17 protein-coding genes are annotated in these 8889 nt (G+C 48.3%); all 17 read right to left on the reverse strand.

Going from position 1 to position 8889, the window contains the following annotated elements:
- The gene (gene rpsM, locus WIH05_RS12305) at positions 1–369 is read right to left on the reverse strand and encodes a 30S ribosomal protein S13 (protein WP_022272204.1); all 369 of its coding nucleotides are present in this window, start codon (positions 367–369) and stop codon (positions 1–3) included.
- 109 nt (positions 370–478) lie between these two features.
- Positions 479–592 (reverse strand): 50S ribosomal protein L36, encoded by a 114-nt coding sequence (gene rpmJ, locus WIH05_RS12310; protein WP_073992704.1) that lies wholly within the window; start codon positions 590–592, stop codon positions 479–481.
- Positions 593–800: 208 nt separating this feature from the next.
- Positions 801–1019: a translation initiation factor IF-1 gene (infA, locus tag WIH05_RS12315; protein WP_015553825.1), complete on the reverse strand. Its 219-nt coding sequence runs from the start codon at positions 1017–1019 to the stop codon at positions 801–803.
- Positions 1020–1237: 218 nt separating this feature from the next.
- Positions 1238–1987 carry a type I methionyl aminopeptidase gene (gene map / locus WIH05_RS12320; protein WP_022272206.1) on the reverse strand — a complete coding sequence of 250 codons (750 nt, stop codon included), beginning with the start codon at positions 1985–1987 and terminating at the stop codon, positions 1238–1240.
- Positions 1988–1991: 4 nt separating this feature from the next.
- The gene (locus WIH05_RS12325) at positions 1992–2636 is read right to left on the reverse strand and encodes an adenylate kinase (RefSeq protein WP_022272207.1); all 645 of its coding nucleotides are present in this window, start codon (positions 2634–2636) and stop codon (positions 1992–1994) included.
- A 111-nt stretch (positions 2637–2747) separates the two neighbouring features.
- Complete coding sequence (gene secY, locus WIH05_RS12330; protein ID WP_022272208.1) at positions 2748–4070, reverse strand: preprotein translocase subunit SecY; 1323 nt, start codon at positions 4068–4070, stop codon at positions 2748–2750.
- A 1-nt stretch (position 4071) separates the two neighbouring features.
- Positions 4072–4512 carry a 50S ribosomal protein L15 gene (rplO, locus tag WIH05_RS12335; RefSeq protein WP_022272209.1) on the reverse strand — a complete coding sequence of 147 codons (441 nt, stop codon included), beginning with the start codon at positions 4510–4512 and terminating at the stop codon, positions 4072–4074.
- Positions 4513–4540: 28 nt separating this feature from the next.
- A complete protein-coding gene (gene rpmD / locus WIH05_RS12340; RefSeq protein ID WP_022272210.1) occupies positions 4541–4723 on the reverse strand; it encodes a 50S ribosomal protein L30 in 183 nt (60 codons plus the stop codon).
- Between the two features lie 15 nt (positions 4724–4738).
- Positions 4739–5248 carry a 30S ribosomal protein S5 gene (gene rpsE / locus WIH05_RS12345; RefSeq protein ID WP_022272211.1) on the reverse strand — a complete coding sequence of 170 codons (510 nt, stop codon included), beginning with the start codon at positions 5246–5248 and terminating at the stop codon, positions 4739–4741.
- Positions 5249–5266: 18 nt separating this feature from the next.
- On the reverse strand, positions 5267–5635 hold the full coding sequence (rplR, locus tag WIH05_RS12350; protein WP_022272212.1) for a 50S ribosomal protein L18: 369 nt from the start codon (positions 5633–5635) through the stop codon (positions 5267–5269).
- 18 nt (positions 5636–5653) lie between these two features.
- A complete protein-coding gene (gene rplF, locus WIH05_RS12355) occupies positions 5654–6193 on the reverse strand; it encodes a 50S ribosomal protein L6 (RefSeq protein ID WP_022272213.1) in 540 nt (179 codons plus the stop codon).
- A 164-nt stretch (positions 6194–6357) separates the two neighbouring features.
- A complete protein-coding gene (gene rpsH / locus WIH05_RS12360; RefSeq protein ID WP_022272214.1) occupies positions 6358–6759 on the reverse strand; it encodes a 30S ribosomal protein S8 in 402 nt (133 codons plus the stop codon).
- Positions 6760–7140: 381 nt separating this feature from the next.
- Positions 7141–7326 carry a type Z 30S ribosomal protein S14 gene (locus WIH05_RS12365; RefSeq protein WP_008396318.1) on the reverse strand — a complete coding sequence of 62 codons (186 nt, stop codon included), beginning with the start codon at positions 7324–7326 and terminating at the stop codon, positions 7141–7143.
- Between the two features lie 17 nt (positions 7327–7343).
- A complete protein-coding gene (gene rplE, locus WIH05_RS12370) occupies positions 7344–7883 on the reverse strand; it encodes a 50S ribosomal protein L5 (protein ID WP_022272675.1) in 540 nt (179 codons plus the stop codon).
- A gap of 23 nt (positions 7884–7906) precedes the next feature.
- Positions 7907–8212, reverse strand: coding sequence for a 50S ribosomal protein L24 (gene rplX / locus WIH05_RS12375; RefSeq protein WP_022272676.1), 306 nt, complete (start codon positions 8210–8212; stop codon positions 7907–7909).
- A gap of 14 nt (positions 8213–8226) precedes the next feature.
- Positions 8227–8595 (reverse strand): 50S ribosomal protein L14, encoded by a 369-nt coding sequence (gene rplN / locus WIH05_RS12380; protein WP_022272677.1) that lies wholly within the window; start codon positions 8593–8595, stop codon positions 8227–8229.
- Positions 8596–8626: 31 nt separating this feature from the next.
- On the reverse strand, positions 8627–8881 hold the full coding sequence (gene rpsQ / locus WIH05_RS12385) for a 30S ribosomal protein S17 (RefSeq protein ID WP_022272678.1): 255 nt from the start codon (positions 8879–8881) through the stop codon (positions 8627–8629).
- Between the last annotated feature and the right edge of the window lie 8 nt (positions 8882–8889).

The following is an 8889-nucleotide window of genomic DNA, read 5'->3' on the forward strand; positions in this document are numbered from 1 at the left end:
TTATTTCTTCTTGTTTGCTACTGTCTTTCTCGGACCCTTACAGGTTCTTGCGTTTGTCTTGGTCTTCTGACCACGGCACGGAAGGCTCTTTCTATGACGGATTCCGCGGTAGCAGCCGATCTCCTGCAGTCTCTTGATGTTTAAAGCTGTCTCACGACGTAAGTCACCCTCAACCACCTGGGTCTCTGCGATCACTGCTGCGATGTTCTTCACTTCGTCATCGGTTAAATCCTTGACACGGGTGTCCGGATTCACACCAGCCTCAGCAAGAATACGGTTTGCACTTGTTCTACCGATACCGTAGATATAAGTTAAGCCGATTTCGACACGTTTTTCTCTTGGTAAATCAACACCTGAAATACGAGCCATGAGTGTACCTCCATTTAATTTAGTAGAAATAAAAATTTGCCGGCACGAACAACGCATCCTGGCGCGTCATGCCAAAGCCGCGCGAAAAAATACAGATGATCTGCGGCGATCAACCCTGTCTTTGTTTGTGTTTAGGATTCTCACAGATTACTCTGATGCTGCCTTTTCTCTTGATAACCTTGCACTTTTCGCAAATCGGTTTTACTGATGATCTTACTTTCACAGTAATTCTCCTTTCCTTCGTAGTCCATTTCCTTCCGGCTCCAGATACACACCACATTCCGGAGGCCCTGGGATAACGGCATTACGGGTTGCATACCTGTATATAAAGCTCTCTAAAAAAGGGCATAATACAAGCGTTCCAACAAAGTTCGCTTGAGCATTATACCATCTTTGTCCTGGAAAATCAAGTGTTTTTTTAAATTTTCAGCCTACTTGTCTCTCCAGATGATCCTGCCCTTGGAAAGATCGTAGGGGGACATTTCCAGAGTCACCTTATCTCCGGGAAGGATCCGGATATAGTTCATGCGGAGCTTTCCGCTGATGGTGGCTAACACTTTGTGTCCGTTCTCCAGCTCTACCTGGAACATGGCATTGGGAAGCTTCTCAACAACAACGCCCTCAATCTCGATCACATCTGCCTTAGACATATTTTCTTATTACCTCCTATATGACGGTTCGCCTTATTTTTTTATAACCTGAATGTGTTTCTTGTTCTTCCGCTGTATTTTTCCGTTTTCATCCGACAGGAAAACATATTCCCCGCAGTCTTCCTTTATGACGTATACCCGGCCCTTATCATTTCCGGCCAGGGACACCGCCCTCCATCCGGCGAGCATTTCCATGGAACCCCCTCCAGTTTCTGCTATTATAAGGACAGGATCTCCGGCTCGCCCTCTGTTATGAGAATGGTATTCTCATAATGGGCGGACAGGGAATGATCCTTGGTCACAACGGTCCAGTCATCGTCCATCCAGACCACCTCATAGGTCCCCATATTGATCATGGGCTCCACTGCCAGGGTCATGCCCGGCTGCAGCAGAAGTCCCTTGCGCTTCATGGCAAAATTGGGCACCTCCGGGTCCTCATGGAGATGGGTGCCGATGCCGTGGCCCACCAGATCCCGGACCACACCGTAGCCAAAGCTCTCGGCGTAAGACTGGATCGCCGCAGAGATCTCTCCCAGGTGGCAGCCTGCCTTCGCAAACCGGATCCCCTCAAAAAAGCACTGCTTCGTTACATCCATCAGCTTCTGCGCTTCCGGAGATACCTGGCCTACGGCCCAGGTCCTGGCTGCGTCAGAATGATATCCCTTATAGATCACGCCGGCGTCCAGACTGACGATATCCCCCTCCTTTAAGATCCTGTGACGGTTTGGGATCCCGTGGACCACCTCGTCGTTGACGGACACACAGATGGAAGCCGGGTATCCGTTATAATTCTTAAAGGAAGGAATGCATCCGTGGCTGCGGATGATCTTCTCTCCCAGCCGGTCGATGTCCAGGGTGGACATTCCAGGCCGAAGGGCTGCATGAAGCTCCTCGTGGGTCTTTGCCAGGATCTCCCCGGCTTTTCTCATCAGTTCAATCTCTCTCGGCGATTTAATCGTTACTGCCATTTTCTTAAGCTCCTAAAGTCTTCGTGATATCCAGAAAAACCTTCTCCATATCCTGCGTTCCGTCCACGGTGCACAGGACATTTTCCCTTCTGTAATAATCGATCAGCGGCTTCGTCTGTTCGTGGTAAACAAGGAGACGCTGTTTTACGGTCTCCGGCTTGTCATCCTCTCTCAGCACAAGGCTGGCTCCGCATTTATCGCAGATCCCCTCCTTCGCCGGCTTCGCATATACAGTATGGTACGTGGCTCCGCATGTAAGGCATGCGCGGCGGCCGGACATCCGTGCGATGATGCTTTCATCGGGAACATCCACATCAACGGCATGATCGATGGACGTTCCGCGGGCCTTTAAGGCCTCTGTAAGGCTCTCTGCCTGGGGAATGGTCCTGGGGAATCCATCCAGGATATAACCGTTCTTACAGTCCTCCTGGCTGATCCTGTCCATGACCAGATCCACTGTCACGTCATCCGGTACCAGGAGTCCTTTATCGATATAAGCCTTTGCTTTTATGCCCAGCTCAGTTCCCGCCTTGATGTTCGCCCGGAAGATGTCCCCGGTAGAGATATGCGGGATCCCGTATTTTTTCGAGATCCGCTCTGCCTGGGTCCCTTTTCCGGCACCAGGGGCGCCTAACATAATTATTTTCATGCTCTTTCCTCCTGAACTTCACGATCAAGAAACACATTATCTAAAAAACGGACGAAAAAAGTATTTCCGTCCGTTTTTGACTGCTATCCATATTGAACTGCCGTTTTCCAGCTAGTCGTTTAAGAATCCCTTATAATTTCTCACCAGCATCATGGAATCCACTGCTTTGATGGTCTCCAGGATAACGCCGGCAATAATGATCAGGGATGTGCCTCCAAAGGAGAGGCTTCCAACGTTGAACAGGCCGGATGCGATGATCGGGACGATACATACGATCACAAGACCTGTGGCTCCGATGAAAACAATGTAGTTCAAAATATTATTCAGAAAATCAGACGTGGGCTTGCCGGGACGTACGCCCGGGATAAAGCCGCCGGATTTTTTCATATTGTTGGCCACTTCCAGCGGGTTGAAGGTAATGGACGTGTAGAAATACGCGAACAGTACCACCAGCACGATGTAGATCAAGAGGCCAACCGAATAAACCGGCATTTCCGGTCTGAACCAGTTGGCGGAACTTAACGCCATAAGGATCTTTCCTCCAAATGTGGAATAGTCCACATTGAAGAACTGGGCGATCATTACCGGCATGGACATGATCGAGGATGCAAAGATCACAGGGATCACGCCTGCGGTGTTGACCTTTAAGGGGATGTGTGAGGACTGGCCGCCGATCATTCTGCGTCCCTGCATTTTCTTTGAGTACTGCACCGGAATGCGGCGCTCTGCACCGTTTAATACAAGAACGAAAACGACGGTTGCAACCACCACTGCAAGAACGATGATGGCTGCCACTGTTGCCACTGCAACAGACTTGCCGGCCATAAAGCGCTCATACAGCATCAGCACATCCTGCGGGAGACTGGAAACGATATTGATCAGAAGCACGATGGAAATACCGTTGCCCACTCCCTTTTCTGTGATCCGTTCACCAATCCACATAAGAAGGGCAGAACCTGCGGTCATTGCCGCGATAACGGTCATATAGCCCCAGATGTTCTGGGCGTCCTCATAGAGAAGGCCCTGCTTTCCGAAACCAATGGCCATGGCTGAGGACTGGAACAGGGCCAGCGCCACAGTCAGATATCTGGTATACTCTGCGATCTTCTTTCTTCCATCTTCGCCTTCCTTCTGCATCTCCTCAAGCTTGGGGATCGCAATGGTCATAAGCTGCATAATAATGGAAGATGTGATATACGGGGTAATGCTCAGTGCAAACAGCGACATGTTGGAAAAGGATCCGCCAGTGATCGCGTTGACAAAGCCCATGCCGGAATTCTGAAGATTCGTGAAGAACTCCTTCAGAAAGCTGGCATCTACCCCCGGGATCGGCAGACAGGAACCGATCCGGATCACAATCAGCATCATGAAGGTGTAAAGAAGCCGCTCGCGGACTTCTTTCACCTTAAATGCTTTTTGTATCGAATTTAACATATTAGATCACCTCGCAGGTTCCACCTAATGCTTCAATTTTTGCTTTTGCAGCTTCGCTGAACGCATTAGCCTTCACGTTAAGTTTCTTTGTTAACTCACCGTTTGCAAGAATCTTAACGCCGTCCTGCGGGTTCTTTACAAGACCGCACTCCATTAAAGTCTCAACAGAAACTGTGGAGTCGTTGTCAAATCTCTCAAGTGCGCTTACGTTGATACCTACGATCGTCTTAGAATTGATATTCTTAAAGCCTCTCTTCGGAATACGTCTGTATAAAGGCATCTGACCGCCTTCAAAACCGGGTCTCGGTGCTCCGGAACGAGCCTTCTGGCCTTTGTGTCCCTTACCAGCTGTCTTTCCGTTTCCGGAAGCGTGGCCGCGGCCTCTTCTGAAATTATCGCTGTGCTTGGATCCTTCAGCAGGATGTAAATTAGATAAATTCATCTCTGCACCTCCTTACTCTATATCAAGATTAGATTTCTTCAACTTTTACCAGATGTCTTACATTCTGGATCATGCCCCTTACTGCTGCATTATCCGGTAATTCAACTGTTTTCTGAAGCTTCTTTAAACCAAGGGCTTCAACAGTCGCTCTCTGCTTTGGAATAGCTCCGATAGGGGATTTTACTAATGTGATCTTTAACTTCTCTGCCATTTTTCTATCCTCCTATTAGCAAACAACTTCTTCAACAGATTTGCCGCGGTTCTTAGCAACCTCTTCCGGAGTCTTTAAGCTGAGAAGACCCTCGATGGTAGCTAAAACAACGTTTGTCTTGTTGTTGGAGCCTAAAGATTTTGTACGGATGTTCTTGATACCTGCAAGCTCAACTACGGAACGTACCGGGCCGCCTGCGATGATACCAGTACCTTCCGGAGCTCTCTTTAAAAGTACGGATGCGCTTCCGAACTTTCCAAGGAAATCGTGGGGGATACTGTTGTTCTCGTCCATGGGGATCTCAACCATGTTCTTGATGGCTGCTTCCTTACCCTTGCGGATAGCCTCCGGAACCTCGCCTGCCTTACCAAGACCTGCGCCTACATGGCCATTGCCGTCGCCTACTACTACCAGAGCGGAAAATCTCATGGTACGTCCACCTTTTACAGTCTTGGATACGCGCTTGATGGCAACAACTTTGTCATTCAGTTCTAACTGACCTGCATCAATGATTGTACGCTTCATGCTGTATTCTCCTCTCTACTAGAATTTCAGACCAGCCTCGCGGGCTGCGTCTGCTAAGGCCTGAACTTTACCCTGATAGATGAAACCGCCGCGGTCGAAAACAACTTCGGTAATTCCCTTTTCGATTGCTCTCTTTGCGATCACTGTTCCAACGTATGCAGCTGCATCAACGGTATCTGTGTTCTCTAACTCAGCCTTGATCTCCTTCTCAACGGTGGAGGCGGAAGCTAAGGTATGTCCAACGGAGTCGTCGATGATCTGGGCATACATATGATTATTGCTTCTGAAAACTGCTAAACGCGGTCTCTCTGCTGTACCAGCAAAGCGGTTGCGTAATCTATAATGCTTTTTTCTGCGGATTTCGCTTCTTGACTGCTTGCTAACCATTTTTACACTCTCCTTAAATTATTTTTTACCAGTCTTACCAACTTTACGTCTGATAACCTCATCAGCATATTTGATACCCTTGCCCTTGTACGGCTCCGGCTCTCTCTTGCTTCTGATCTCAGCCGCATACTGGCCGACTTTCTCTTTGTTGATGCCCTTAACGATGATCACGTTCTGACCTTCCAGAACAGTCTCAATGCCTTCGGGATCTTCCATCTCTACCGGATGGGAATAACCAAGGGAAAGTGTTAATTTCTTGCCCTGCTTAGCAGCTCTGTAACCTACGCCGTTTACTTCCAGCTTCTTCTCGTAGCCTTCTGTAACGCCGTGGATCATGTTTGCGATTAAGGTTCTTGTGAGACCGTGTAAAGATTTCATTTTCTTTAAATCGTTCGGTCTTGTTACGATCACATTACCGTCTTCCTGCTTAATTTCCATTTCAACCGGAAGCTGTCTCTCAAGTGTTCCCTTCGGACCTTTTACAGTCATATAATTGTTTACGATCTCTACTGTTACGCCAGCGGGGATCGCAACCGGCATTCTACCAATACGTGACATGCCATATACCTCCTACTTAGATTTTCGGAGCACGCTTTTACGTGCTCTGTTTTCAGTTTCTATGTTATATTCGGGACAGGCCGCAGTCTCCTGCGTCTGTCCTTCACCCGCCGCCCTTCCTGGGATCTCCCGGGCTTTGCAGGCGGTGGGGATAACATCCTAAATTACCAAACGAAAGCGAGAACTTCTCCGCCTACGCCCAGCTCACGGGCTTCTCTATCAGTGATCACACCGTGGTTGGTGGATACGATGGCGATACCAAGTCCGCCAAGTACCTTCGGCATGTCTTCCTTGCCGGCATATACACGAAGACCCGGTTTGGAGATCTTCTTGATGCCGGAGATGATCCTCTCGTTTTTGTCCTTGCCATACTTTAAGGCAATGCGGATGGTCTGGAAGCCGCCATCCTCAACGATGTCGTATTTCTTGATGTAGCCTTCTCTTACAAGGATATCAGCGATAGCTAATTTCATCTTGGAAGCCGGTACGTCTACTGTATCGTGTTTTGCAGTGTTGGCATTACGGATTCTTGTAAGCATATCTGCAATCGGATCGCTCATTGTCATGATTAAATTTCCTCCTTATGGATGTTGGTTTGTCACTGTGGTTCGCAGGGATCCTGCGCTGCACAGGAGTGTTCTTCGCCGGACGGCGAAAAGTTTCCCTGTGAAACGCCTGGGGCGTCACAGGGATGGTTCTTCTACCGTGGGGTGAAGAACGGGCCTTGCGTCTTAGTAAGAGCCACCGGCCACGACAGTTCCCTCAGCTAAGCTGTCGGAAACATCCCTCAACTAAGCTCATACTTTGTATTCGCTAAGGTTCGGGATGGGCGTTCCCTCTATGATTCGCCTGTATGGCTCATCAAGTGGTCACAGCCAGATTCGGGAACGGCCTCGCACTAAGCTCGCCTGTCGCCTGCGGCTCCGGCTCACTAAGTTGCTTTCGGCCTACCAGCTAGCCTTCTTTACTCCCGGGATCTCGCCCTTGTAAGCGAGCTCACGGAAGCAGATACGGCAGATGCCGTATTTTCTCAGATATGCATGCGGACGGCCGCAGATTCTGCAGCGGTTATATTCTCTTGTGGAGAACTTTGCCGGACGCTGCTGTTTGATCTTCATTGAAGTCTTTGCCATGGATAAATCCTCCTAAATTACTTTGCAAACGGCATGTTGAATAATGTTAAAAGCTCACGGGCCTCTTCGTCCGTTTTAGCGGTTGTAACGAAAATAACGTCCATACCTCTAACCTTATCAACCTTATCATACTCGATCTCCGGGAAGATGAGCTGCTCTTTGATACCGAGTGCGTAGTTTCCTCTGCCGTCGAATGCGTTTGCATTTACGCCGCGGAAGTCACGTACACGGGGAAGAGCCAGGTTGATGAGACGATCAGCGAACTCATACATCTTCTCGCCGCGGAGAGTAACCTTACATCCGATCGCCATGCCCTCTCTGATCTTGAAGTTTGCAACGGACTTTTTAGCTTTGGTCAGAACTGCCTTCTGACCAGTGATGATCTCCAGGTCACGAACTGCAGAGTCAAGGACTTTCGCGTTGTCTTTTGCTTCGCCTACGCCCATGTTGATCACGATCTTGTCGAGCTTCGGCACTTCCATAACGTTCTTATATCCAAATTTCTTGATCATTGCATCAACGATCTCGTTCTGATACATTTCTTTTAATCTAGCCAACTTGTTTTTCCTCCTCTCTGCTCTTAGTCGATTACTTTTCCGGTTGCCTTTGCAACACGAACTTTTTTGCCATCTTTTACTTCAAAGCCAACTCTTGTAGCTTTTCCGTCTACGAGCAGCATAACGTTGGAGATGTCAATGGCAGCTTCCTGATGAACGATACCGCCGGTCTGGTTTGTCTGGCTCGGTTTGGTGTGCTTTGTCACCATGTTGCAGCCCTCAACCAGAACTGTGTTCTTCTTTGTATCTACATCAAGAACCTTACCGGTCTTGTCTTTATCTTTACCAGCGATAATTTTTACCATATCGTCTTTTCTGATCTTATGCATTACCTGGCACCTCCTTATAATACTTCCGGAGCCAGAGATACGATCTTCATGAACTGCTTCTCACGAAGTTCTCTTGCAACCGGCCCAAAGATACGGGTTCCTCTGGGAGTCTTGTCATCCTTGATGATAACTGCTGCGTTCTCATCGAACTTGATATAGGAACCGTCTTTACGGCGGGCACCTTTCACTGTACGTACAACAACGGCCTTAACTACATCGCCTTTCTTTACAACGCCGCCTGGTGTTGCATCTTTAACGGAAGCTACGATGATATCGCCGATATTCGCATATCTTCTTGTAGAGCCGCCCATAACACGGATGCAGAGAAGTTCTCTGGCTCCAGTATTATCAGCAACTTTTAATCTGCTTTCCTGCTGAATCATGCCTGATACTCCTTCCTCGAATCACTACCGACTATCTTGCCTTTTCGATGATCTCAACAAGTCTCCATCTCTTATCCTTGGATAACGGTCTTGTCTCCATCACTTTAACTGTATCGCCGATACCGCACTCATTCTTCTCATCATGAGCTTTTAATTTATATGTCTTCTTAACGATCTTACCGATCAACGGATGTTTTACGTGGTCTTCAATAGCAACAACGATCGTCTTATCCATTTTGTTGCTAACTACCTTACCAGTACGTGTTTTTCTAAGATTTCTTTCCACGACGGATA

The organism is Alitiscatomonas sp., assembly GCF_037242085.1.
GTDB lineage: Bacteria > Bacillota > Clostridia > Lachnospirales > Lachnospiraceae > Alitiscatomonas > Alitiscatomonas aceti.

Excerpts from the sequence above, each read along its gene's own strand:
- rpsM (WP_022272204.1), bottom strand. The coding sequence starts at position 369 with ATGGCTCGTATTTCAGGTGTTGATTTACCAAGAGAAAAACGTGTCGAA.
- infA (WP_015553825.1), bottom strand. The coding sequence starts at position 1,019 with ATGTCTAAGGCAGATGTGATCGAGATTGAGGGCGTTGTTGTTGAGAAG.
- map (WP_022272206.1), bottom strand. The coding sequence starts at position 1,987 with ATGGCAGTAACGATTAAATCGCCGAGAGAGATTGAACTGATGAGAAAA.
- WIH05_RS12325 (WP_022272207.1), bottom strand. The coding sequence starts at position 2,636 with ATGAAAATAATTATGTTAGGCGCCCCTGGTGCCGGAAAAGGGACCCAG.
- secY (WP_022272208.1), bottom strand. The coding sequence starts at position 4,070 with ATGTTAAATTCGATACAAAAAGCATTTAAGGTGAAAGAAGTCCGCGAG.
- rplO (WP_022272209.1), bottom strand. The coding sequence starts at position 4,512 with ATGAATTTATCTAATTTACATCCTGCTGAAGGATCCAAGCACAGCGAT.
- rpmD (WP_022272210.1), bottom strand. The coding sequence starts at position 4,723 with ATGGCAGAGAAGTTAAAGATCACATTAGTAAAATCCCCTATCGGAGCT.
- rpsE (WP_022272211.1), bottom strand. The coding sequence starts at position 5,248 with ATGAAGCGTACAATCATTGATGCAGGTCAGTTAGAACTGAATGACAAA.
- rplR (WP_022272212.1), bottom strand. The coding sequence starts at position 5,635 with ATGGTTAGCAAGCAGTCAAGAAGCGAAATCCGCAGAAAAAAGCATTAT.
- rplF (WP_022272213.1), bottom strand. The coding sequence starts at position 6,193 with ATGTCACGTATTGGTAGAATGCCGGTTGCGATCCCCGCTGGCGTAACA.
- rpsH (WP_022272214.1), bottom strand. The coding sequence starts at position 6,759 with ATGACAATGAGCGATCCGATTGCAGATATGCTTACAAGAATCCGTAAT.
- WIH05_RS12365 (WP_008396318.1), bottom strand. The coding sequence starts at position 7,326 with ATGGCAAAGACTTCAATGAAGATCAAACAGCAGCGTCCGGCAAAGTTC.
- rplX (WP_022272676.1), bottom strand. The coding sequence starts at position 8,212 with ATGCATAAGATCAGAAAAGACGATATGGTAAAAATTATCGCTGGTAAA.
- rplN (WP_022272677.1), bottom strand. The coding sequence starts at position 8,595 with ATGATTCAGCAGGAAAGCAGATTAAAAGTTGCTGATAATACTGGAGCC.